At 71.6% G+C, this 22074-nt stretch carries 23 protein-coding genes; 10 read left to right on the top strand and 13 right to left on the bottom strand.

Annotated features, from left to right (window positions below):
* The first annotated feature begins 112 nt into the window (after window positions 1–112).
* The 3 genes from modA (at window position 113) to AB5J50_RS26160 (ending at window position 2962) form a co-directional block, all read left to right on the top strand.
* Window positions 113–937, top strand: coding sequence for a molybdate ABC transporter substrate-binding protein (gene modA / locus AB5J50_RS26170; RefSeq protein WP_369260724.1), 825 nt, complete (start codon window positions 113–115; stop codon window positions 935–937).
* Window positions 934–1800 carry an ABC transporter permease gene (locus AB5J50_RS26165; RefSeq protein ID WP_369260723.1) on the top strand — a complete coding sequence of 289 codons (867 nt, stop codon included), beginning with the start codon at window positions 934–936 and terminating at the stop codon, window positions 1798–1800. Before modA ends, AB5J50_RS26165 begins: the two co-directional genes overlap by 4 nt.
* 61 nt (window positions 1801–1861) lie before the next feature.
* Window positions 1862–2962 (top strand): ABC transporter ATP-binding protein, encoded by a 1101-nt coding sequence (locus tag AB5J50_RS26160; protein WP_369260722.1) that lies wholly within the window; start codon window positions 1862–1864, stop codon window positions 2960–2962.
* Here the strand turns inward: AB5J50_RS26160 and AB5J50_RS26155 are convergent, their stop codons facing one another.
* Window positions 2963–3898 carry an FkbM family methyltransferase gene (locus tag AB5J50_RS26155; protein WP_369260721.1) on the bottom strand — a complete coding sequence of 312 codons (936 nt, stop codon included), beginning with the start codon at window positions 3896–3898 and terminating at the stop codon, window positions 2963–2965.
* A 203-nt stretch (window positions 3899–4101) separates the two neighbouring features.
* On the opposite strand from AB5J50_RS26155, the gene AB5J50_RS26150 reads away from it, so the two are divergent.
* Window positions 4102–4566 (top strand): cupin domain-containing protein, encoded by a 465-nt coding sequence (locus AB5J50_RS26150; protein WP_369260720.1) that lies wholly within the window; start codon window positions 4102–4104, stop codon window positions 4564–4566.
* A gap of 828 nt (window positions 4567–5394) precedes the next feature.
* Entirely contained in the window at window positions 5395–5814 is a 420-nt protein-coding gene (locus AB5J50_RS26145) for an ATP-binding protein (RefSeq protein WP_369260719.1), read from the top strand.
* Between the two features lie 281 nt (window positions 5815–6095).
* On the opposite strand, the gene AB5J50_RS26140 is transcribed toward AB5J50_RS26145, so the two are convergent.
* Both AB5J50_RS26140 and AB5J50_RS26135 read right to left on the bottom strand, forming a co-directional pair.
* The gene (locus tag AB5J50_RS26140; RefSeq protein WP_010986199.1) at window positions 6096–6299 is read right to left on the bottom strand and encodes a cold-shock protein; all 204 of its coding nucleotides are present in this window, start codon (window positions 6297–6299) and stop codon (window positions 6096–6098) included.
* Window positions 6300–6568: 269 nt separating this feature from the next.
* Window positions 6569–6907 carry a MerR family transcriptional regulator gene (locus tag AB5J50_RS26135; RefSeq protein ID WP_327430208.1) on the bottom strand — a complete coding sequence of 113 codons (339 nt, stop codon included), beginning with the start codon at window positions 6905–6907 and terminating at the stop codon, window positions 6569–6571.
* A 166-nt stretch (window positions 6908–7073) separates the two neighbouring features.
* Between AB5J50_RS26135 and AB5J50_RS26130 the strand changes: the two genes are divergently transcribed.
* Entirely contained in the window at window positions 7074–7889 is an 816-nt protein-coding gene (locus AB5J50_RS26130) for a hypothetical protein (RefSeq protein WP_369260718.1), read from the top strand.
* Window positions 7890–8150: 261 nt separating this feature from the next.
* Here AB5J50_RS26130 and AB5J50_RS26125 read toward each other — a convergent pair whose 3' ends face one another.
* A complete protein-coding gene (locus AB5J50_RS26125; protein ID WP_369260717.1) occupies window positions 8151–9707 on the bottom strand; it encodes an IS200/IS605 family accessory protein TnpB-related protein in 1557 nt (518 codons plus the stop codon).
* A 181-nt stretch (window positions 9708–9888) separates the two neighbouring features.
* On the opposite strand from AB5J50_RS26125, the gene AB5J50_RS26120 reads away from it, so the two are divergent.
* Window positions 9889–10515, top strand: coding sequence for a TIGR03943 family protein (locus tag AB5J50_RS26120; RefSeq protein ID WP_369260716.1), 627 nt, complete (start codon window positions 9889–9891; stop codon window positions 10513–10515).
* A 17-nt stretch (window positions 10516–10532) separates the two neighbouring features.
* Here AB5J50_RS26120 and AB5J50_RS26115 read toward each other — a convergent pair whose 3' ends face one another.
* The 7 genes from AB5J50_RS26115 to AB5J50_RS26085 form a co-directional block, all read right to left on the bottom strand.
* Window positions 10533–12371 carry an alkyl/aryl-sulfatase gene (locus AB5J50_RS26115; protein WP_369260715.1) on the bottom strand — a complete coding sequence of 613 codons (1839 nt, stop codon included), beginning with the start codon at window positions 12369–12371 and terminating at the stop codon, window positions 10533–10535.
* Between the two features lie 61 nt (window positions 12372–12432).
* Entirely contained in the window at window positions 12433–12654 is a 222-nt protein-coding gene (locus AB5J50_RS26110) for a hypothetical protein (protein ID WP_327430204.1), read from the bottom strand.
* 82 nt (window positions 12655–12736) lie between these two features.
* Window positions 12737–14464 (bottom strand): transglycosylase domain-containing protein, encoded by a 1728-nt coding sequence (locus tag AB5J50_RS26105; protein WP_369260714.1) that lies wholly within the window; start codon window positions 14462–14464, stop codon window positions 12737–12739.
* Window positions 14461–15210 (bottom strand): hypothetical protein, encoded by a 750-nt coding sequence (locus tag AB5J50_RS26100; RefSeq protein ID WP_369260713.1) that lies wholly within the window; start codon window positions 15208–15210, stop codon window positions 14461–14463. The genes AB5J50_RS26105 and AB5J50_RS26100 overlap by 4 nt, the downstream gene beginning before the upstream one ends.
* Entirely contained in the window at window positions 15207–15800 is a 594-nt protein-coding gene (locus tag AB5J50_RS26095; protein ID WP_369260712.1) for a SigE family RNA polymerase sigma factor, read from the bottom strand. Before AB5J50_RS26095 ends, AB5J50_RS26100 begins: the two co-directional genes overlap by 4 nt.
* 91 nt (window positions 15801–15891) lie before the next feature.
* On the bottom strand, window positions 15892–16488 hold the full coding sequence (locus AB5J50_RS26090; protein WP_369260711.1) for a hypothetical protein: 597 nt from the start codon (window positions 16486–16488) through the stop codon (window positions 15892–15894).
* A gap of 130 nt (window positions 16489–16618) precedes the next feature.
* On the bottom strand, window positions 16619–17446 hold the full coding sequence (locus AB5J50_RS26085; RefSeq protein WP_369260710.1) for a L,D-transpeptidase: 828 nt from the start codon (window positions 17444–17446) through the stop codon (window positions 16619–16621).
* A gap of 285 nt (window positions 17447–17731) precedes the next feature.
* Between AB5J50_RS26085 and AB5J50_RS26080 the strand changes: the two genes are divergently transcribed.
* Together AB5J50_RS26080 and AB5J50_RS26075 are read left to right on the top strand one after the other, a co-directional pair.
* Window positions 17732–18253, top strand: coding sequence for a SigE family RNA polymerase sigma factor (locus AB5J50_RS26080; RefSeq protein WP_327430199.1), 522 nt, complete (start codon window positions 17732–17734; stop codon window positions 18251–18253).
* The gene (locus tag AB5J50_RS26075; RefSeq protein ID WP_369260709.1) at window positions 18243–18929 is read left to right on the top strand and encodes a L,D-transpeptidase; all 687 of its coding nucleotides are present in this window, start codon (window positions 18243–18245) and stop codon (window positions 18927–18929) included. Before AB5J50_RS26080 ends, AB5J50_RS26075 begins: the two co-directional genes overlap by 11 nt.
* Window positions 18930–19118: 189 nt before the next feature.
* Here AB5J50_RS26075 and AB5J50_RS26070 read toward each other — a convergent pair whose 3' ends face one another.
* Window positions 19119–20462 carry a helix-turn-helix domain-containing protein gene (locus AB5J50_RS26070; protein ID WP_369260708.1) on the bottom strand — a complete coding sequence of 448 codons (1344 nt, stop codon included), beginning with the start codon at window positions 20460–20462 and terminating at the stop codon, window positions 19119–19121.
* A 175-nt stretch (window positions 20463–20637) separates the two neighbouring features.
* Window positions 20638–20763, bottom strand: coding sequence for a hypothetical protein (locus tag AB5J50_RS26065; RefSeq protein WP_327435395.1), 126 nt, complete (start codon window positions 20761–20763; stop codon window positions 20638–20640).
* 18 nt (window positions 20764–20781) lie between these two features.
* On the opposite strand from AB5J50_RS26065, the gene AB5J50_RS26060 reads away from it, so the two are divergent.
* Window positions 20782–22026, top strand: coding sequence for an amidohydrolase (locus AB5J50_RS26060; RefSeq protein WP_369260707.1), 1245 nt, complete (start codon window positions 20782–20784; stop codon window positions 22024–22026).
* The last annotated feature ends 48 nt before the right edge of the window (window positions 22027–22074 follow it).

The raw sequence follows: 22074 nt of genomic DNA, 5'->3' as shown, positions 1-22074 counted from the left end.
ACAGGAGACTTACGGCTTGCATATGCGGAAGTATGATCTGCGTATGCTCGGCTAAAGCTTGAGAGAGCCGCACAGCTCAGAGCATCAGAGCTTCAGAGGGAGTAGACCCGTGATGACCCGTTACGCCCGCCGGACCCGCCGGACCTTGCAGGTGGCCGGTGCCGGTGCCGCCGCGCTGCTGGCCCTGAGCGCCTGCTCCTCCTCCGACGACTCGTCGGCCAAGTCGGACCCGTCGGCCTCGTCGTCCTCGTCGCCGAAGCTGTCGGGCACGGTGACCGTCTTCGCCGCCGCCTCGCTCAAGGAGAGCTTCACGACGCTGGGCAAGGAGTTCGAGAAGGCCCACCCCGGTACGAAGGTGACCTTCAGCTTCGGCGGCAGCGACACGCTCGCCGCGAGCATCACCGGGGGAGCCCCGGCCGACGTCTTCGCCGCCGCGAGCCCCAAGACGATGGCGATCGTGACCGACGCGAAGGACGGGGTCGGCACCCCGGCCATCTTCGTCCGCAACCAGCTGGAGATCGCGACCCTGCCCGGCAACCCCGACAAGGTCGCCTCCCTGAAGGACCTCACCAAGTCCGGCCTCAAGGTCGTACTCTGCGACAAGACGGTGCCGTGCGGCGCCGCCGCGCAGAAGGCGCTGGACGCCGGCAGCCTCAAGCTCACCCCGGTCTCGTACGAGCAGGACGTCAAGAGCGCCCTGGCGAAGGTGGAGCTGAAGGAGGCCGACGCCGCCGTCGTCTACAAGACCGATGTGAAGGCGGCGGGTGACAAGGTGGAGGGCGTGGAGTTCCCCGAGTCGGCCAAGGCCATCAACGACTACCCGATCACCCTGCTCAAGGACGCGCCCAACGCGGCCGCGGCCAAGGCGTTCATCGAGCTCGTGACGTCCGCCGAGGGCCAGAAGGTGCTGACGGCGGCAGGGTTCCTCAAGCCGTGACCACGCAGCTGGGCAAGCCGGACGCCGCGGCCGACACCCTCACGGGTGGGCCGCGGCGTCGGCGCGTCGGGGCGGGTGCGCGCCGTGGGGCTCCGCTTCCCCTGCTGCTGCCCGCCCTCGCCGGCCTGGCCTTCCTGCTCCTCCCCCTGATCGCCCTGCTCGTCCGGGCCCCCTGGCGCAGCCTGCCGCACCAGCTGACCAGTCCGGAGGTCTGGCAGGCCCTCCAGCTGTCCCTGGTCACCGCGACGGCGGCCACCGCGGTGAGCCTGGTCCTCGGCGTGCCGCTCGCCTGGCTCCTCGCCCGGACCGACTTCCCGGGGCGCGGCTTCGTACGGGCCCTGGTCACCCTGCCGCTCGTCCTGCCCCCGGTGGTCGGCGGTGTCGCGCTGCTCCTCGCCCTCGGCCGCAACGGCGTCGTCGGGCAGTGGCTGGACTCGTGGTTCGGGATCACCCTGCCGTTCACCACGGCCGGGGTGGTCGTGGCCGAGGCGTTCGTCGCGATGCCGTTCCTCGTCATCAGCGTGGAGGGCACCCTGCGGTCCGCCGACCCGCGCTACGAGGAGGCCGCCGCGACCCTCGGCGCCTCCCGCTTCACCGCGTTCCGCCGGGTCACCCTGCCGCTGATCGCGCCCGGCATCGCGGCCGGTTCCGTACTGGCGTGGGCCCGCGCACTCGGCGAGTTCGGCGCGACGATCACCTTCGCGGGCAACTTCCCCGGCCGTACGCAGACGATGCCGCTGGCGGTCTACTTGGCCCTGCAGAGCGACCCGGCCGCCGCGATCGCGCTGAGCCTGGTGCTGCTGATTGTGTCGATCACCGTCCTTGCGGGGTTGCGGGGCCGATGGATGACGGCGGCGTCATGAAGCACGTGAGCGACGCAGGCGAAGACATCGACTCAGACGTGTGCGAAGGGGAGGCGGCCTCATGACGGACCTCACCCCCGCCACCGAGTCCGTCTCCGACAAGGGCCTGGACGCCCGCCTGGTCGTCCACCGCGGCTCCTTCCACCTCGACGTGTCGCTGTCGGCCGCGCCCGGTGACGTCGTCGCGCTGCTCGGCCCCAACGGCGCCGGTAAGTCCACCGCGCTCCGCGCCCTGGCCGGACTCACCCCGCTGTCGGACGGCGGCCACCTGCGGCTGGACGGCGCGGCCCTGGACCGTACGCCACCCGAGTCCCGCCCCGTCGGCGTCGTCTTCCAGGACTATCTGCTCTTCCCGCACCTGACCGCGCTCGACAACGTCGCCTTCGGACCGCGCTGCCAGGGCGTGCCCAAGACGGAGGCCCGGGCGCAGGCGGCGGCCTGGCTGGAGCGCATGGGCCTGGCCGACCACGCCGGAGCCAAGCCACGCCGGCTCTCCGGCGGCCAGGCACAACGCGTCGCCCTCGCCCGCGCACTGGCCACGCACCCCCGGCTGCTCCTGCTCGACGAACCGCTGGCCGCGCTGGACGCCCGCACGCGCCTCGACGTCCGGGCCCAGCTCCGGCGCCATCTGGCCGGCTTCGAGGCCGTCGCCGTACTCGTGACGCACGACCCGCTGGACGCGATGGTGCTGGCCGAGCGGCTGGTGGTCGTCGAACACGGCCGGGTCGTCCAGGAGGGCACCCCCTCCGACATCGCCCGCCATCCGCGCACCGACTACATCGCCCAGCTGGTCGGCCTCAACCTCTACCAGGGGCAGGCCGAGGGCCACGAGGTCCGGCTGGACACGGGCGCGGGCACGGGCGCGGCGACGACCACGATCACCACCACCGAGGACCTGACCGGCCCGGTGTTCGTGGCCTTCCCGCCCGGCGCCGTCACCCTCTACCGCGACCGCCCCACCGGCTCCAGCGCCCGCAACCTGTGGCAGTGCCGGGTCGGCGGCCTGGAAACACACGGCGACCAGATCCGGGTGGACCTGACCGGCGAACTCCCCCTGGCCGCCGACCTGACGACGGTCGCGGTGGCGGAACTCGACCTGCATCCGGGCGCCCCGGTGTGGGCGACGGTGAAGGCGACACAGACGCACGCGTACCCGGCGTAATCAGCCGCTCCGCGGTACCGCGTCCGCGCGCACCATCACGCAGTCGAACTCGACCACCCGCCCGGTGGCCGGTTCCCGCGACACCGGGTACATGCCGGTGATCTCGAATCCGCTGCCCTCGTACACGGCGATCGACTCGGCCATCCGCGGACTGCCCTCGTACAGCCGCAGCGTGGCGACCTCGGACTGCATCCCGACGAATGCGGCGACTCGTTCCCCGGCACCCGCGAAGACCTCCAGGTCGTACCCCTGGGTGTCCATCTTCAGATAGGGCCGGGGATCGGTGATCCCGGCGAGCGCCTTGTCCATCATGCCGTCGAGCCGGCGGATCTCGATGTCCTCGGTACGGGACTTCGCGAACCGCTTGTAGCGGTCCTTGCCGTAATCGCTGGGCTGGAGAAGGGAGTTCATGGTGTTCCAGCCCACATTGATGGACTGGGTGGCGTCCTCGCGCCCCAGCCCGATCCGGTGCACCCACCACTCCGGATCACCCTCGGCGGCCTTCTGGAGCTTGCCGAACGCCTCCGCCGTGGGTTCGAAGGAGACGATCCGGCCCCGGTAGCCGAGGCGGCGCAACTGCCGCCCGTACTGGCCGGAGTTGGCACCCACGTCGAAGACACAGTTCACCTCGCAGCGCTCCAGCAGCGCGGCGACGTGCTGACCGCACAGATACGCGGCGGCCGCCACCTGGAACCGGCGTTCGTCGGCCGCCGCCGCCTTCTCGTCGAGAAGCAGCCGCGCACCCGAGTCCCCGAGCGCCACGTCCTTCCAGGAGGCCCCCGCCGTGCCGCGCAGCACCAGATCGGCCCGCGGCCCCACCGGAACGCGGGTGCGCTCACCCCGCCGGTAGACCACCGCCGCGCCCGAACCGAGATCCAGCACCCGCACCCCGATCCGGGGAAGCAGACCTAGCAGTTTTCTGTGAAGGGTCGGCATCTGCGCACCCTTTCAGACATTCCGTGGAGTTCACCAGGAGTTGGAGAAAGCCTTTGCGAGGAGGGGCGGGAGCCGCCGCGCGACCGCCCCGTGCGGCTACGGGGCGTTGACCCGGGGCCAGAGATTGCCCTAAGAGGAGTGAGCCGAAACCGACTCCGACACCGACGACTCCCACTCCACCCCACTCCCAGCAAGGGCATGTGATGACCTCTCCCTCCTCCGAGACGTCCGGCATACCGGCGACAGCCACCGCCCTCGGCATGCGGCCGCACCCCGAAGGCGGCTGGTTCGTCGAGACATGGCGCGCGGAGCAGACCTTCCGGCCCGACGGCTACCCCGGCCCCCGTGCCGCCGCGACCGGCATCTACTTCCTGCTCGCCCCCGGAGACACATCCGCGTGGCACACGGTGCGCTCCGACGAACTCTGGCTCTGGCACCGCGGCGGCCCCCTGGAACTTGTCCTCGGCGGCGACGGCGACAGGCCCGATCCCGAACCGACGGTCGTCCGCCTCGGCCCCGCCGTCGAGGACGGCGAGCGCCCCCAGGCCCTCGTACCCGGCGGAGTCTGGCAGGCCGCCCGCCCAGCAACAGACCAGGAAGTACTGGTCAGCTGCGTCGTGGCACCCGGCTTCGACTACGAGGACTTCCGCCTGGAGGGCCGTCCGTAGAGGCGTTCTCGCCCCCGCCGCCCCTACCCGTCCCATCCCTGGGGGCTGCGCCCCCAGACCCCCCTAAAAGATTGCGCAGTTCCCCGCGCCCCTGTTAGGGGCGCGGGGAACTGCGCGACCAGCCCCCACCGTCCCACAGCCGAACGAACCAGGGCGGGCGGGGAATCGCAGGGCGAAGCCCCGCGCCATCAGGGGCGCGGGGAACTGCACGACCAGCCCCCACCGTCCCACAGCCGAACGAACCAGGGCGGGCGGGGAATCGCAGGGCGAAGCCCCGCGCCATCAGGGGCGCGGGGAACTGCGCGACCAGCCCCCACCGGCCCGCAGCCGAACGAACCAGGGCGGGCGGGGAATCGCAGGGCGAAGCCCCGCGCCATCAGGGGCGCGGGGAACTGCACGACCAGCCCCCACCGTCCCACAGCCGAACGAACCAGGGCGGGCGGGGAATCGCAGGGCGAAGCCCCGCGCCATCAGGGGCGCGGGGAACTGCGCGACCAGCCCCCACCGTCCCACAGCCGAACGAACCAGGGCGGGCGGGGAATCGCAGGGCGAAGCCCCGCGCCATCAGGGGCGCGGGGAACTGCGCGAACGGCCCCCACCGGCCCGCAGCCGACACACAACCCACGGCCAAAGCACTCACCCGCACCACCACCCCCACCTCCGTACACCCTTAGCGGCTTTGTGACGTACGGCGCTGGTTGCGGATCACCAGAGGCGGGCATCACCCGAAGGCAGGACCGGCCGCGCAGCGTGTCGCGCGGGTCCCGGCCGGCGGGGATGGAGCCGTCGGGTGCTGGTTCTCCTGGGAGGGGAAGAGAGGTGTCCGTCATGCGTGCGCACCAGCGCGCCGTCCGGCCGACCGCCCGCGTGGAGTACACACTGCCGCGTGCGGCCGTATCGGCGGGCAGGGCCCGCAGGTTGACGTCGGCGTTTCTCACCCGGCCGCGGCCACGGATGGCGGCACCGACCGCCGACCAGGTCGACGACGCCACGCTGATCGCCTCAGAACTGGTCGCCAACGCCGTACGACACGGCCGCACCGGTTGTCGGCTGCGGCTGCAGCTGGGGCACGGGCAGGTGACCGTCGAGGTCCACGACGACAGCCCGGGCCGCCCCCGCGTCGGCCCGCTGGACACCGACTCGGAGAGCGGGCGCGGGCTCGCGATGGTCCAGGAACTCGCCCACAGCCTTGAGGTCGTCAGCACCGGCTTCGGCGGCAAGACGGTCCGTGCGGTGCTGGCGGTGTGACCGCCGTCCACCGGGTGAGGTCTTGAGTTTCGCGGGACCGGAAAGCGGGTAAGGCCGCGCGCTCGGCGTGCGTCCGAGAAATTTCCCGGGAATTCATTCGGAACAGACGGAAGAGACAGAGCAGCTGGGGCAACTGGGCCGGCTGGAGTAGTCAGAGCCGGCCGTCAGAGAAGTCGGAACCGTCGGGAAAAAGCAGATGGCCGGGGCCGCACCTCGCGGTGCTGGCCCCGGCCACCTGTATGCATCAACCGACTCAGAAGTCAGGCGTCAGCGGTCCCGGACTAGGCGGGGACGATGTTCTCCGCCTGCGGGCCCTTCTGACCCTGCGTGACGTCGAACGTCACCTTCTGGCCTTCCTGGAGCTCACGGAAGCCCTGGGTGGCGATGTTCGAGTAGTGAGCGAAGACGTCGGCGCCGCCGCCGTCCTGCTCGATGAAGCCGAAGCCCTTTTCCGCGTTGAACCACTTCACGGTGCCAGTAGCCATATCAAAATCTCCTTCGGGGCAAAGCTCGAGAGCCCACACTGTGTGGACTCGCGTCGCCGCAATGATTGCCCCGTCCGGAAAATGCACCGGAAAAACTTTGGGAACCACAACTGCAACTGATAACGACACTAGCACGATACGAGCCCGGGAGGGGGCGCACTATCTCACCCCGCCCCGGGGAATAAAAAAACCTGACGGCGCCGCGAGCCAAATTCTGCACTGGCCGAAGTAAATATCCCCGCCCGCCGGACACCCCGCAGAGCGGGCGGTCACGCGTCCTGCGTCGCCGACCGGCGCAGTTCCGCGTTGAGCCGCAGGGCCTCGTCGAGGCGGTCCTCCAGGGTGACGATGCGGCAGGCCGCCTCGACCGGCGTGCCCTGGTCGACCAGCTCGCGGGCGCGGGCCGCGACACGCAGCTGGCGGCGGGAGTAACGGCGGTGGCCGCCCTCGGACCGCAGCGGGGTGATCAGACCCGCCTCGCCGACGGCACGCAGGAACGCCGGGGTGGCGCCGATCATCTCGGCGGCGCGGCCCATCGTGTACGCGGGGTAGTCGTCGTCTTCGAAACGGTCGCTGGGGCTCGCTGAAGATCCCTGGGGCAGGTGCATCACCTCCACTCTGACAGATCCACGAACAGATCCACGGACGGCGTCCGCCGACGGACGCGGCCCGGCGCGCCGGGCCCGGCTCACCCGGACGGCTCCGTGCGCTGGTGGGCGACCGTGCCCGGTGGTGGCGTGGGAGGACACACCGCGTCCTCGGGAGGCCTCCGTCATGAACCGTCCGTCGTCCTGTCTCCTCGCGTCCGCTCTGACCGCGGGCATGCTGCTGTCGACGGCCGCATGCTCGAGCGGCGGCGGGGACAACGGTTCCGGCCATACGGAGGTCTCGGCGTCCCCCCTGGCCACGAAGTCCCCCGCCACGTCCGCCACGCCCGCGCTCACCGAGGCCCAGGCCCGGAGCGCGCTGATCACCAACACCGACCTGGGGTCGCAGTGGACCGAGACGCAGGGCGCGGCGACCTGGCGGGACGCGCTGCTCAAGAGCAAGGTCGACGCGTCGGCCTTCGTCGAGAACAAGGGGGACGCCGCCGACTGCCAGCAGCTTCTGGACGGTCTGTACGCGGAGGACCTGCTGGGTACGCCCAAGGGGGCCCAGGCCGTCACCGGCTTCGACGACAGCGACAACGACGCGCAGATGCGTTACCAGGTCGCCGCCTACGATCGGGCCGCGCTGGACTCGAAGCTGGCGTGGATGAAGACGTTGCCGACGAAGTGCGACCAGTTCACGGCCATCGACAACAAGGGCGGGAAGCAGGTCGTCCAGGTTGTGTCCGCGTCGCCGCCCGACGTGGGTGACGCGCGCGAGGGGCTGGAGTTGACCATGATCGGTGAGCTGGACGGCAACCCCACGACGCTGACCCTGGACATCGGTGCCGTACGGGTCGGCGACAACGCCATCTACATCACCAACGGCGGCCTCAACGGCGCCGACGGCGACTCCACCATCCAGGCCATCAAGGCCGGCACCCAACGCCTCCAGGACGTCATGTCGGGCAAGACCCCGCCCCAGATCCCCACCCCAAGCTGACCCCGGTTCTTCGCCCCCGCCGCCCCTACCCGTCCCCTCCCTGGGGGCTGCGCCCCCAGACCCCCTAAAAGATTGCGCAGTTCCCCGCGCCCCTAAAAGACGGGGCGCGGGGCTGTGACATTTGCGGCTCCGCCGCGGGGCGCGACAAGCCCCCACCCACCCGCAGCCGACGAACAACCCACGGGGTCTGGGGCGGAGCCCCGGTAGGCGACGAGGCCGGTCACTCCGACGCCCACGACCACGACCACACCCGAACCGTTCCTAGAGACTGAGCGGGAGCGAGTCCTGTTGCCAGGACGCATGCTCAGCCGTGTGCCCCGAACGGTGTTGGGCACACTGGTCTCCCGCTTTCGCTCCACGGCCGGGCGGCACGCATCTGGTGCGTGGTCCGGGCGGGTGGGGGCGGGTTTCCTCACGCCTACGGGTGTCCGGTCGGGCCTGGGCGGTCCGATGCCCCGCAGCATCACTCCGGTGCTGTGGGGGCGGTGTCGTCCGTCGCCGGATCGGGTGCCCGAGGGCGCGCCTTCCGATCGCCACGGCTGCCGCGTCGTGGCGAGTGGTCTTCCTGTTGGTGCTGGTCAGTGGCCGCTGCCAGTGCTGGGCACCCCACCGGCTGGTGTACGCCGGGTCGACCGCGACGATCGCCACCTGCTGCTCGGCGGCCATCGAGACGAGTCTGGCCTTTAGCCTCGCGGTGGGGAAGCGGGAGATCAGGCGGCGGAAGCGTTTGTTGCGGCCGTGCTTCTCCCGGCCCTTGCCGTCGGTGAAGTCGAGGTCCTCGATCGCGATCGCCGTCGCTCCTCCGTGGCGGGTGTAGTGCAGCAGCCGGCTCAGCGCGTGCCGGATCTGCGCGTCCCGGTGATCTGCGCTGCCGGTCAGGTCGTAGAAGAAGCGCTGCGGCTCGCCGACCGGGTTGCCGTGCACGTCCAGGCGCCAGGCGGCGAGGTGGTCGTCGTTCATGTCCACCCCGACCACACCCCGCGCCAGCGCCGCCCGCAGTGGCAGGACCGGCGCGGTGGCGCGCTGCCAGGAGGCGGTCACATACCAGCGGCCCCGCGGCAGGTCGTGGTGGAGGCGGTAGGCCACCGCCCGGTCGGCCGTGATCCGGTCGAGCCACTCTTCGCCCCGGTGCTTGAACCGCACTGTCGCATCCAGCACGTACCGGCCGTGCGGCGCGTTGGCCAAGTGGGCGAGAGTGGTCGGGAGTTTCAGGGAGATCCGGCCGGTGTCGGTGACACGGATCGTTTCGTTGCCGAAGCGTTTGCCGGACTCCCCGTCGGCGGCCAGGAACATCCGCGCCGCCTCCCACCGCTCCCGCCACGCCTCCCGACTCAGTCCGGCGTCGTCCAGGTGGTGACGGGTGTGGGCGAGCCGCCGACCGCCGCGCACCACACGCACCCGGCCCGCCGCCCAGTCCGCCTCCACCGCCGCCAACCGGTCCTTCAGGGCCTGCAGGCGGCGGGACTTGGCATGCCACTCACCCCGCGAGGCATACCCGCGCACCAGCCCCTCACGCTTGCTGGCCTTGGCGCCCAGCGGCCTCGCCAGCCGCGCCTCGATCTGTGTGACCTGCCCCCGCAACCAGCCGATGTGGGCTGCCTGGCCGCGCCGGGCCAGCGCCCACTGGTCATGCGTGGCCTTGGTGATACTGCCCGCCCAACGCGCCGACGAGCAGCCCGTCAACCCCCGCTTGCGCACCGCCCACGCGGCGGCATCATGCGCCGTCCCCTGCCGGGACCGGACGGCGAGATCACCGGCGGCCAGCGAGCCGAGAAACGCGCCGACCTCACGCAACACGGCCGTGTCTGCTTCCGACACCCGCAACCGGTCCCGAATGGCCACCCCGGCGGGACCAGGCACCACGAACGACGCCGCCAACTCCCGCAGCCCGCCCACCCGTTCACCCCCATCCGGTCGAAGATCCCGCCACCTCACCCAACGAGCACCACCCGCAAAGGTCACCCATTCGACCCAAGAACTCCCGTTCCCCTCCCGGAAATTGGGCCCAGCACACGCCGCACGACAGGCAAGGCACCACCGGCACGCAGCCAGGCAACCAGGGCTCAACCCGCCCCGACACTCACTCACGCTCACCAAAAGTCGCTACCGCGCAGCACACGGGCAGCAGTTCCCAACCCCCCGCATCGCCTGGCTGCTCGCCGTCCCCGCCGCCGCCCTGCTTCTCTTCCCGCCCCCGGCCCTCGGCTCGTACAGCGCCGAGCGCGAAGCCGCACAGCGCGCGGCCCAGGGCGTGGGCACCTTCCCGGCGCTCCCCTCCGGGAACCCCGTGGAGCTGACCCTCGGCCAGTTCACCTCCCGCGCGATCTACGACAGCGGCAGGTCGCTCTCGGGCCGTACCGTCCGGATGACCGGTTTCGTCACCCGGGGCGACAACGGCACCTGGTACCTGGCCCGGCTGCTCATCACGTGCTGTGCGGCCGACGCGAGCACGTACAAGATCCGTATCAAGGGCGCCGACGCCCCCGTGAACGACACCTGGGTCACCGTCACCGGCACCTGGCACCCCAAGGGGAAACTGGGCTCGGAGGAGGCGTGGCCGCCGGTGCTGGACGCCACGGCGGTGAAGACGGTGAAGCAGCCCGACAACCCGTACGAGCGCCGCTGAGCGACCCCGCCCCGTGGCTACGGCGTGACGACCGGGAAGGCCTTGTCCGGCTCGGAGGCGTACGAGAGCAGGCGGGCCAGGAGTTCCGTGTCGCCGTCGGTCTCGATGCCGGCGAGGCCCTGGCCGGCGAGCAGGCCGCGCAGTTCGGGCCGGGTGAGGATCAGCGTCAGCCCCGCGTGCGGCTTCGGTGTGTGGTGGACCGGCATGCTGCGATGGGTGAGTGCCCCGTGGTGGAGGTTGACCCGGTGGCGGCGCTGTTCGTCGATGACGACGAAGTCGAGGGTGAGGTGTTCGTTCCAGGCGCGCGGGCCGTCGATGCGGACGGCGAGCGAGTCGAGGAGCATGCTCACGGTCAGCGCGGACGCGATCTCGGAGCCGGCGGTGTCGAGGTCGCTGCCGGCCGGGCCCTCGCGCAGTTCCAGGGCGGCCGTCAGATAGAAGTTGCGCCAGGTGCCGTTCTCGGCGCCGTGCCCGAGCCGGTCGTAGACACCGGCGAGGGCTTCCTTGGCGGCGGTGTTCGACGGGTCGGCGAAGACGACGTGATTGAGGAGCGTGGCGGCGAAACGGAGGTCGCCGCCGTCGGCGTACGTACGGGCCTTCGCCAGCGCCTGCTCCGTGCCGCCCGCCACCTCGACGTAGCGCCGGGCGAGCTCGACGGGCGGATGCTCCCAGAGGTGGGCGGGATTGCCGTCGTACCACCCCATGTACCGCTGGTAGACGGCCTTGACGTTGTGGCTCACGGATCCGTAGTAGCCGCGCGCGTGCCAGGAGTTCTCCAGGTCGGGCGGCAGGCGCAGCTCCTCGGCGATCTCGGGGCCGGTGAGACCGTTGTTGAGGAGGCGGAGGGTCTGGTCGTGCAGGTAGGCGTACAGGTCCCGCTGTTCGCCGAGGAACCGGACGACGTTCTCCCGACCCCAGGTGGGCCAGTGGTGGGAGGCGAACGCGACGTCGTACGCATCGCCGAAGACGTCGATCGTCTCGTCGAGGTAGCGGGCCCAGACGCGGGCGTCGCGAACCAGGGCGCCGCGCAGGGTGAGCAGGTTGTGCAGGGTGTGGGTGGCGTTCTCGGCGACGCACAGGGCGCGCTGGTCGCGCAGCAGGAGGTTCATCTCGGCGGGTGCCTCGGTGCCGGGCGTCAGCTGGAAGACGAACCGCACCCCGTCGACGGTCTCCTCCTGCCCGGTACGGGTGATGTCCACGGTCGGCGCGATCAGGCCGACACTCCCGGCGGAGGTGATGGTGCCGAGCCCGGTGCCGATCTGCCCGTCCGGCGCCTTCGGCAGGTGCTGCCCGTACATGAACGCGGCGCGCCGCAGCATGGCGTTGCCCGCGTGGACGTTCTCGCTGACCGCGTGCTCCAGGAACCCCTCGGGGGCGAGCACCGGCAGCCCGCCCTCACTGCCGTGCGGAAGCACACCGCGGGCCCCGCCGAAGTGGTCGACGTGCGAGTGCGTGTAGATCAGCCCGGTCACGGGCCGCGGTCCCCGGTGCTCCCGGTACAGCGCGAGGGCGGCCGCCGCGCACTCGGCGGAGATCAGCGGGTCGACGACGACCACGCCGTACTTCCCCTCGACGACGGTCATGTTCGAGAGATCGAGCCCCCGAACCTGATAGACCCCCTCGGTGACCTCGTACAGCCCCTGCCGCGCACACAACCGCGCCTGCCGCCACAGACTCGGATGCGCGGTCTGCGGACACTCACCGTCCAAGAACGCGTACGCGTCCCCGTCGTAGACGACGCGCCCCTCCTCGTCCCTGACCACCCCCGGCACCAACGCCGCGATGAACCCCCGATCGGCGTTCTCGAAGTCCGCGAGATCGTCGAAGGGAAGGTCATCACGCGCCGGGGCAGTCATACGGCCAGCCTGTGCGGCTGGCCGGGGGACGGCTAGCGGTGTGGGCCGTTCGAGGGGTGGGTCAGAGCCGGTCCATCCGGGTGTAGGGGCTGAGGACGCGGACCTGGCGGGCGCCGAAGTCGACGAGCATCGCGATGCCCTCTTCGACGCCGACGATCGTGCCCAGGCCGTACTGGTCGTGGGAGACGCGGTCTCCGAGGCTGAACTCCTTGGCCACGGGGATGACCGGGGCAGCGAAGGGGCTGGTGGGCAGGTGGCGCCGGGGCGCGGAGGATTTCGACATCGTGTAGCCAGTATGGGCCCTATTTCGGCGGGCGGTAGGGCCTGATGGTCTCGATCCCGCTCCGACTCGGCCTTCATGGCTCTCAGCCGCCGGACAGCTTCGTGGCCGTCGGCGCGGGTACCGGGACGTTCTCCCAGGGCTTCCCCCAGGACGACGGCGCCAGTCTGCCGCGTACGTCCGCCGTGACGCGGGAGGCGAGATCGGAGACGGTGGCGGGGAGCTGGGCGGTTCGGGCCGGGTGCTTGCCGTGGGCGGGGTGCTGGGCGAAGAGGGCGACGGTGACGGCGAGTCGTTCGTCATACGTGGTGTGCCAGAGGGTGCGCGTGCCGGCACTGCCGGTGAACGTGGGCAACGGGCCGCCCTCGGCGTACACGAGCTTGTTGGCCACGTCCACGGCGCGCCGGTCCATCGCGGTGCGCGTGTCCGGGTGGGCCGTGTAGACGGTGCGGCCCCCGCGGGTGATCTTCTGGACGGTGTAGGGCTGGGCGTAGGTGCCGTTCGCCGCCGCCGTGGCGTACGCGGAGGCCAGCCGGAGCGGGGTGGGCGCGGCGGACCTTCCCAGGGTGGTCAGGGGCGGGCCCAGCTTCGTCACCGTGAACGGCACGAGCGCCGTGCCCGCCTCCACCGCTCCGTTCAGCGCGTCGTTGAAGGGCTGGTGGGCGTAGTCCGCGCCGCCGTACAGGACCCGGACCGCACCGTCGCCGGGGACCAGCGCGACCACCGCCGTATGGAGCTGAGTGCCCTTCTCGGCCGGCTGGTCGGCCACCAGCTCGGCCGTCGCGTCCTGGGCCGTCAGGTCGAAGGTGGTGCGGACGGTGTAGCCGCCGCGGGCCAGCTCGTCCTGGGTGATGCCCAGCCGGTCGGCGGCCTCCGCGGCGGCCACGTCGATCAGGTACTGGCGCTGGCCGTCGGTGTCACCGGGCGGATAGAAGCGGAACGCCGGGAAGCGGGCGGCGTTGCGCTGGGCCGTTGTGATGGCTCCGCTGTCGGCCATCGCGTCCAGCACCCACTCCCACCGGTCCGTCAGCTTCGCCGTCACCTTCGCGTCCGAGCCCGCCTTCTCGTAGTACGAGGGGATGTTGACGATGGCGGCCAGGGCGGCTCCCTGGCTGACGGTCAGGTCCTTCGCGTCCACGCCGAAGTAGTTGCGTGCCGCCGCCTGGATGCCCGCCGCGCCCCGGCCGAAGTACACCGTGTTGAGGTAGCCCTCCAGGATCTCGTCCTTCGACCTCGTCCGGTCCAGCTTGATCGCGATCAGGGCCTCCCGCGCCTTGCGGGACAACGACTGCTGCGGGCTGAGCAGCGCGTTCTTCACGTACTGCTGTGTGATCGTGGAACCGCCCTGCCGGCCGCCCCCGCTCACCGTCGACCACGCCGCCCGGGCGATCGCGCTCGGCGAGATCCCGTTGTCCGTACGGAAGGAACGGTTCTCCGCGGCGATCACCGCCTCCTGCACATGCCGCGGCACCTGCGAGAGCGGCACCTCCTGACGGTCGACCGGCCCGCGCCGCCCCAGGTAGTCGCCGTGCGCGTCGACGAACACCGTGCTCTGCATCGCCGTCTCCGGGTGCGGCTCGGGGATGATCGTCATCTTGTACGCCACCACGGCCGCGCCGACGAGCGTCAGCAGGACGACGAGCAGCGCGACCAGCACGCGCCGCAGCCGGCGGCCACGGGTGCGGCGGGCCCGGATACGGCGGGCGCGGAGGTGGCGGGCCAGGCGGGCGAGGACGCGTCGGTGGAGGGCGCGTCGGGTGCCCACGGGGGCTTGCGCGGCTGCCTTCTTCCCGGCCTTCCTCCCGGCCCTCACTGCCCGAACTCCTGGCTCGCGATCACCCCGCCCGCCGAGTCGTACACCGTGACTCTCTTGGTGATGCCGAGCACGCTGTTCGCGGATGTCACGGAGTCCGGCACCTTCATCACCAGGTACCAGACGCCCCAGCCGGGCTTGCCCGCGAGCGTGAGCGCGGTGCCGTCGCGGTCGCCCGCGACGGTCTTGACCTCGACGCGAGCCGGTTCGCCCTTGCCGTGGAAGATGCCGGAGAGGAAGTAGCCGTTCCCGTCCCCCGACTGCTGGAGGCTGACGCCGGGGGTGCTCATGTCGAGGTTCCCGTCCGTGACGCTGCGGAACTGGGCGCCGGGCGCCCCCGGCTCCAGCCAGTGCTTGCCGTCCTCGGTCAGCCAGATCTTGGTGCCGGGCGCGACCCGCACCCGCTCGCCGGGTGTCACGACCCGCACCTTCCCCGCGGGCGCGGGCGCCGAGGGCGAGGGGCTCGTGCTGCCGGCGCTCGCGGCAGGCGGCCGCACGTGCTCGCCTGGCCCGGAGGCCGTGCCGTCGCGGAGCACCACCACCACCGCCAGCGGCACCAGCAGCGCCCCGCAGGCGGCGCCCAGCACGGCGGTCCTGCGGCGCCGCCCGCGCCGGCGGCCCTCGCGCTCGATGGCGGCCAGCGGTACCGCGGAGGGCGTGACGTCGTACGCGGCCTCGGTGAACACCTCGCGCAGCCGCTCGGCCTCGGCGGCCGGCGGGCGCGGGGAACGGAACAGGTGGTTCATGAGCGGGCTCCGGAAACGGGGGGTCGGCCGGCGAACAAGGGGTGGGCGCGCAGGGCCGCAAGGCCGCGCCGGGCATGCGTCTTGACCGTGCCGACCGAGCAGCCGAGCAACTGCGCGATCTCGGCCTCGTTCAGGTCCTCCCAGTAGCGCAGCACCATCACGGCACGCTGCCGCGCCGACAGCGCGGCCAGTGCCTGGTCCAGGGCCGCCCGCTGCTCGACGGCCTCGGCATGCCCGGGCTCGCGCTGGTGCACCCGCTCGGGCAGGAACGGCGTCAGCAGCTGCGCGACCCGTCTCTTGCGCACCCGGCTGAGGTTGTTGTTGACCAGCGAGCGGCGTACGTAGAAGTCGACGTCGTCGCGCGGGATGCGCCGCCAGCGTACGTAGACCTTGGCCAGCGTGGTCTGGACGAGATCCTCGGCCTCGTGGAAGTCGCCGGTGAGCATGTGCGCGGTGCGCACGAGGCGGGGCCAGGCCGCGGTGGCGTACGCGGCGAAGTCGCCATTGTCGGCCGGGACTTGGGAGGCGCCGACAGGAACTTCGAAGACATCGGCGGGAACTCGGGAGGCGTCGGTGGGGTAGTGCGGCACGGCCGGCGGTCCCTCGGGGTCGGGTACGTGGGGGGGGTGGGCGGTGCGGGGGAGTCGAGACCTGAACAACCCGACTCCCCCGCCCGCACGGTCAGTTCAGCTTCAGCTGGGAGTAGACCTTGCCGTGGGTGGTGTAGACGGTGACGGCGCCGAAGTAGTCGAGGCCGCCCTTGTCATCGCCGGCCGGCACCTCGGCGGTGGCGTACCAGACGCCCCAGCCGGGCCTGCCCGCCAGCTCCAGGAGCTTGCCGTGCACGGTGCCGGCCTTGGTCTCCACCTCGACGCGGGACGCGGTGCCCTTGCCGCCGTAGTAGAGGCCGGAGAGGAAGTAGTGGCCGTCCACGCCTTCCGTCTGCATCGACACGCCGGGCTGGGTGAGGTCGATGTTCCCGTCGACCACGCTGCGAAACTGCGGCTCGGGAGACTCGGGCGTCGTCCAGTACTTGCCCTCCTCCGTGAGCCAGATCTCCGCGCCTCCGGGGACCTTCACGTGTTCGCCGGGGGCGACGATCTGAGCCGTAGGGGCCTTCTTGGCGGCGGCCTCGGCGATCGCGGTCCTGGCCTCGGTGACCCGCTGATGCGTGCCGGACACCGCCTTCCCCTGTGAGGCGGCGTACGACACCGCAGGCGCCCCGACCAGTGCGACGGCGACCGCGGTGGCGGCCATGTACTTCTGTATCCGTGTCATGAACGGACAACTCCTCGCGATGTAGCGATGTGCGATGTACGAATCGGACTGGAGGGCGCCTCTCCACTCCTCCAAACTCCGGTCACCCCCGCCCCGGATGACACCGGGGCCGATATTTCTCGCGCGGGCCTCACGAGAGGGCGCTCCCCGCCCGCCACTGCTCCCAGCTCACGTTCCAGTCGCCGTACCCGTTGCCGGCGGCCACCGTGTCCTTGGAGCCGACGACCGTGACGACGTCGCCGGGGATGACCTCGTCGTAGAACCTCTTCGCCGTGCCGTCGGTGGCGAGCCCGACGCAGCCGTGGGTGACGTTCTGGTGCCCGGCGTACGTGTTGGCCTTCGGGTTCTGGTGGAGGTAGGTGCCGGAGGTGGTGAGGTGGACGGCGTAGGAGTAATAGCCCGCGTAGGAGTCGCCGTAGCCGACGGTCCGCGAGTCCATGAAGACCTTGGCCGACTTGTCGGAGACGACCATCGTGCCGTTCCAGGTGTCCATGCCCGGGGCGCCCGCGGTGATCGGCACGCGGCGCGTCGAACCGGCCTTCTCAACCGTCATGGTGTGTGTACGGACATCGACCGTGGCGACGAGGGAGCGGCCCACCGTGAAATGGCGAGTGATTCCGGCACCGGCCCGGACGGTGACCGCCGTGCCGGGCTTCCAGTACGCGCGCGGCCGGAAGTCGACGCGCTGCCCGTCGAGGAGATTGCGGTCCTTGACCCAGCTCCAGGAGCCCTCGATATCAGCGGCGGTGACCTTCAACTGCCGCTCCACATCGGCCCGTTCGACAGCCGGTATCACGTGGTCGAAGGTCACGGAAATGGGCATGCCGACGCCCACCGTCTGCCCTTCGGCGATGTTGACGCGCGCGCCCCGCAGGGACTTGAGGGGGGTGGAGGTGGCGCTGGGCGTGGGCTTCGGTGAGGGGTTGAGGGTGACGGTGCCGGCCGGCTTCGCGCTCACGTCCGCCCCGGTGCCTGCACTCGTGCCCCCGCTCCCGTCGGCCACGGCCCGCGCCGAGCAGCCCGCCAGCGCGAGCGCGCACACGGCCGCCGCACCCCAGGCGCGACCGATCCGCCGCCGCCTGACATCTGTTGGCCTCGTACTCCCCGTACTCCCCGTGCTCCCCGTGGTCATCGCGATCCCCCTGTGGTGTGTTTCGATGTGCGACGTACGGGACCTGTACGCACGGCACGGACGGCCGGGTTGCATCGGGCCGCGGAAATTCCGGAAACTCCGGCGGGGGGCATGACCGAGGAAGAGTTCGACGCGTTCTACGCGACCGCGTTCCCCCGGCTGACCGGCCAGCTCTTCGCGTTCACCGGGGATCACGGCGAGGCGCAGGACGTCGTCCAGGAGGCGTTCGTACGCGCCTGGGACCGGCGGCGGGAGTTCCTCGCCGACGGGGCGCCCGAGGCGTGGATACGGACCGTGGCGATGCGGCTCGCGGTGAGCCGCTGGCGTCGTGCGCGCCGCTGGCTGGAGCTGGTCCGGCGCACTCCGCCGCCCGAGCACACGCCGGGCCCCGACCCCGAGCGCACCGCCCTGGTGGCCGCGCTGCGCACGCTGCCCGAGGCGCAGCGGATGGCCCTGGTTCTGCACCATCTGTGCGACCTGAGTGTCGAGCAGGTAGCCTCCGAAACCGGTGCCCCCGTCGGCACGGTCAAGGCCCGGCTGTCCCGTGGCCGGGCGGCGCTGGCGCGGGTGCTCTCGGTGGACTCGACGGACTCCGCGGACGAGGGGGAGAGGGAGGGCGGCCGTGTCCGATGAACTCACCTCGGGCCTCAGGGAGTTGGCCGCCGAAGGCGAAACGCTCCCGGCGCTGTCCGGTGCGGAGATCCGCGGCCGGGCGGTACGTCGGCGGCGGCGCCGGCGTACGAGCGTGGCCGTGGCGGGTGCCTCCGCCGCCGTGGCACTCGCCCTGGTTGTCGCGGTGAACCTCGGCGGTGGGCACACGGAGCAGCGGCCGGCGCCGGCCGCCAGCCCGACCGGTACGCCGAGCCTTCCGGCGACGGCCGACGCCACGGTCGATCTCTCCCGGCGTGTCATCTCGGTCGCGGGGCGCGAGCTGCCGCTCTCCTCCGGCTCTGAGTGGGCGCCCACGGGGACGGGCCGGATGATGGTCATCGCGAAGGAGCCCGCCAAGGTGCTGCCCGCTACCGAAGCCGGCTTCAAGGTCGCGTACGACCTCAAGGTGCCCTGGGTCATCGAGTTCAGCACCTCCGACGGGACGGCCAACTACATCGCCGGCCTCACCTACGACGAGAAGGCTCCCGGCAACTACGACCGCACCACCGGCTGGATCGGTCTGCGCGCGAGCGACGCGAAGTGGCTGTACGGGCAGCTGCGGCTGGGCTCAGTGATCGACATCGAGGGAACGGCCCCTGCGGCTGTCCCTACGGCCACCGCCGCGTCGGGCACGGGCACGGGGCTCTCGACCGGCTAGTTTCCTCGCCCCCGCCGCCCCTACCCGTCCCATCCTTCTGGGGCTCCGCCCCAGACCCCGTGGGCCGGTCTTTCGGCTGCGGGTGGGTGGGGGCCGGTCCCAAAGATTGCGCAGTTCCCCGCGCCCCTTTTAGGGGGTCTGGGGGCGCAGCCCCCAGGGAGGGGACGGGTAGGGGCGGCGGGGGCGAGGTCACAGTGGGGGCTGGGCCGGGGCCGGGCCCAGGGTGGTGGTGCCGGGGGCCGTGCGGTGGCCGAGGCCTGTGCGGTAGGCGTCGAGGGCCGCCTCGATGCGGCCGGTGCGACGGAGCAGGTCGCCCAGGAGGCGGCACAGGTCCGCGAGGTCCCCCGCCGCCCCGGCCCGCTCCAGCAGACTCATCGCCCGTACGTAGTGCTCCTCCGCCGTCTCCGTGTCCCGCGCGTCCTCCGCGATGATGCCGAGAAGCCGGTGCGCCCCGGCCGAGTGGATGGCGCCCCGCTCGGGGCTGAGATCACCGAGCACCCCGTGGAGCAGCCCCGCGGCCTCGTCGGACTTCCCGCGCCGGTGGAGCACGTCGGCCAGTTCCACGGCGACCTGGCTGGTGTAGAGGGCGGCCCGCTTGGCGGAGAGCATGGCCTGGGCCTCGCGCAACTCGCTCTCCGCGCGCTCCAGTTCGCCGTTCTGGGCGTACAGATAGCCGCGCATCCAGTGACAGTTGGCGAGCTCGGTACGGATCTGGAGCTGGCGGTAGAGCTCGGCGGCCTTGGCGAGGGACGCATCGGCCTCGGCCATCCGCCCCTCGGCGATCATCGTCCGGGCCACCGAGCGGTGCATGCGGGCGACCAGCGCCGGGTCGCCGACCTGGGGGGCCAGGGCCAGCGCGAACTCGGCCGCCTGGGCCGCCCGGGCGTGCGCGCCCATGTCCATGTAGGGGGCTATGACGCCCGTGTAGAGGAGCAGGAGCGCGTCCGGGTCGTGCAGGCCGGTGCGGTTCAGTTCGTCGAGCGTGGACTCGAACAGGTAGCAGGCGTACCGGAGTTCACCGGCGAGGTAGTGGGAGACCGCCCGTCCGCGCACGGCGGGCACGCGCTGCGGGAGCGGTGCGTCGCCGGTCCTGCGTTCCGATTCCTCGAACCGCTCACGTGCCGTGGCCAGGTCGCCCGTCTCCAGGGCGCATTCACCGAGCCCCAGCAGCGCGGCGGCCTGCTCGGCGACCAGCCCGTGCGCGTCCGCCTCCGCGAGCAGCCCGGTGTACTGCTCGGCGGCGACCTCGGCCTCACCGGTGGCGAGCGTGCGCTGCGCGTCGGTCAGGCGCAGCCGGAGGTCGGTGGCGAGGTGGGCGGGGCGGCCGGTGGCGAGCTCCTCGTAGGCGATCCCGAGCCGGTCGGCGATGTGCCGCAGCGCGGGCTCGGAGGCCCGCACCCGGCCCGCCTCCAGGGTGGAGATGTACGCGGGCGTGTACGCGGGCTCCGCCAGCTGCTTCTGCGTCAACCCGCGCTCCGTACGCAGCTGTTGCACCCTGCGCCCGATGATCTCCGGGCCGTCACGCTCCGCCATGTATTAAGCATGCCATTAAGTCGACTTACGTTCGGTCAACTCTTGACTATTGTCCAACTCCCCTTGGCCCTCTTGCCCTTTGACGCCGGGAACCCCTACGTTAAGCGACGGATTAAGCCCGCTTAATACTGCGCTGTTGTTGCGAGGTCGCCGTGCTCCGACGTATTTTCGCGCGCTACTCCAGAGGGTTCGGTGCGGCCGTCATCGCGGTCGCGGCACTGGTCACGGCGGCGAACGCGGGCCCGGCCCGGGCGGCGGAGCCGCACTCCGCCACGCAGGCCCCCGCGTCTTTCGGCGGCACTTCTCCTACTCTGGCCCCGTGACCTCTTCCGCCGCCCGCACCGCGCTGGACCTCACCGCCGACCTCCCGGTCCCCGCCCTGGAAGACTTCTACCGGGATCTGCACCGCCATCCCGAGCTGTCGCTGCGAGAACACCGGACGGCGGCCCTCCTCGCGGAACGGCTGCGGAAGGCCGGGTACGAGACCGCCGACGGCGTCGGCGGCACGGGAGTGGTGGGCGTGCTGCGGAACGGCGACGGGCCCACCGTGCTCCTGCGCGCCGACATGGACGCGCTGCCCGTCACCGAGGAGACCGGGCTGCCGTACGCCTCCGAGACCGCCGGAGTCATGCACGCCTGCGGTCACGACCTGCACGTCACCTGGCTGACGGGCGCCGCCGACGCGCTCGCGGCGGGACGCGATACCTGGTCCGGCACGCTGGTCGTGCTCGGGCAGCCCGCCGAGGAGACGGGCGAGGGCGCGGCGCGGATGGTCGCCGACGGACTGTACGAGCGGTTTCCGCGGCCCGATGTGCTGCTCGCCCAGCACGCGGCACCCGGGCCCGCCGGGCTGTACGCCCACTCCCCGGGGCTGATCATGTCCGCCGCCACCGACATCGACATCGTCGTGCACGGGCTCGGCGGGCACGGCTCACGGCCGGAGGCGACCGTCGACCCCGTGGTGACTGCGGCGTACATCGTCACCCGGCTGCAGACCGTCGTCAGCCGGGAGATCGCCGCGCGCGACTCCGCCGTCCTGACCGTGGGGCGGATCGAGGCGGGCACCCGGCACAACATCATCCCGTCCGAGGCCCGCATCGCCCTCAACCTCCGTACGCAGTCGGAGGACGTGCGGGAGCGGATGATCGCCGCGATCCGGCGTATCGCGGCGGGCGAGTGTCTGGCGGCCGGCTGCCCGCGCGAGCCCGAGGTGACCGTCGGCAGCAGCTTCCCGGTGACCGTCAACGACCCCGACACCGACCGTCGTATCGCCGCCGTGCACGGCGAGGTCTTCGGCGCCGGGACGATCCTCGACCCCGGTCCCGCGATGGGCAGCGAGGACTTCTCCCGGCTGGCGGAGGGCGGACTGCCGTACTCCTACTGGTTCGTGACAAGCACTCCGGCCGACGTCTGGAACGCGGCCCCCGGCGGCGACGACCTGATGCACAGGCTCGCCGCCGTGCCCAGCAACCACAGCCCGCTCTTCGCCCCCGACCTGAGCACGGTCGCGCCGGGTGTGCGGACGCTGGTGTCGGGGGCGCTGGCGTCGTTGTCGGTGGCGTGACCTAGTCTTCGCTCACTCGCCACACGAGGCACACAGGTCACGCACGGC

The organism is Streptomyces sp. R35 (genome assembly GCF_041053035.1).
Classification (GTDB): domain Bacteria; phylum Actinomycetota; class Actinomycetes; order Streptomycetales; family Streptomycetaceae; genus Streptomyces; species Streptomyces lutosisoli.
Note: the sequence above shows the minus strand (reverse complement) of the source record. Positions and strands in the feature narration are given on the sequence as shown.

Bases quoted from the DNA above. Each gene is read 5' to 3' on its own strand.
- modA (WP_369260724.1), top strand. From the start codon at position 113: ATGACCCGTTACGCCCGCCGGACCCGCCGGACCTTGCAGGTGGCCGGT.
- AB5J50_RS26160 (WP_369260722.1), top strand. From the start codon at position 1,862: ATGACGGACCTCACCCCCGCCACCGAGTCCGTCTCCGACAAGGGCCTG.
- AB5J50_RS26155 (WP_369260721.1), bottom strand. From the start codon at position 3,898: ATGCCGACCCTTCACAGAAAACTGCTAGGTCTGCTTCCCCGGATCGGG.
- AB5J50_RS26150 (WP_369260720.1), top strand. From the start codon at position 4,102: ATGACCTCTCCCTCCTCCGAGACGTCCGGCATACCGGCGACAGCCACC.
- AB5J50_RS26145 (WP_369260719.1), top strand. From the start codon at position 5,395: ATGCGTGCGCACCAGCGCGCCGTCCGGCCGACCGCCCGCGTGGAGTAC.
- AB5J50_RS26140 (WP_010986199.1), bottom strand. From the start codon at position 6,299: ATGGCTACTGGCACCGTGAAGTGGTTCAACGCGGAAAAGGGCTTCGGC.
- AB5J50_RS26135 (WP_327430208.1), bottom strand. From the start codon at position 6,907: ATGCACCTGCCCCAGGGATCTTCAGCGAGCCCCAGCGACCGTTTCGAA.
- AB5J50_RS26130 (WP_369260718.1), top strand. From the start codon at position 7,074: ATGAACCGTCCGTCGTCCTGTCTCCTCGCGTCCGCTCTGACCGCGGGC.
- AB5J50_RS26115 (WP_369260715.1), bottom strand. From the start codon at position 12,371: ATGACTGCCCCGGCGCGTGATGACCTTCCCTTCGACGATCTCGCGGAC.
- AB5J50_RS26110 (WP_327430204.1), bottom strand. From the start codon at position 12,654: ATGTCGAAATCCTCCGCGCCCCGGCGCCACCTGCCCACCAGCCCCTTC.
- AB5J50_RS26100 (WP_369260713.1), bottom strand. From the start codon at position 15,210: ATGAACCACCTGTTCCGTTCCCCGCGCCCGCCGGCCGCCGAGGCCGAG.
- AB5J50_RS26090 (WP_369260711.1), bottom strand. From the start codon at position 16,488: ATGACACGGATACAGAAGTACATGGCCGCCACCGCGGTCGCCGTCGCA.
- AB5J50_RS26080 (WP_327430199.1), top strand. From the start codon at position 17,732: ATGACCGAGGAAGAGTTCGACGCGTTCTACGCGACCGCGTTCCCCCGG.
- AB5J50_RS26070 (WP_369260708.1), bottom strand. From the start codon at position 20,462: ATGGCGGAGCGTGACGGCCCGGAGATCATCGGGCGCAGGGTGCAACAG.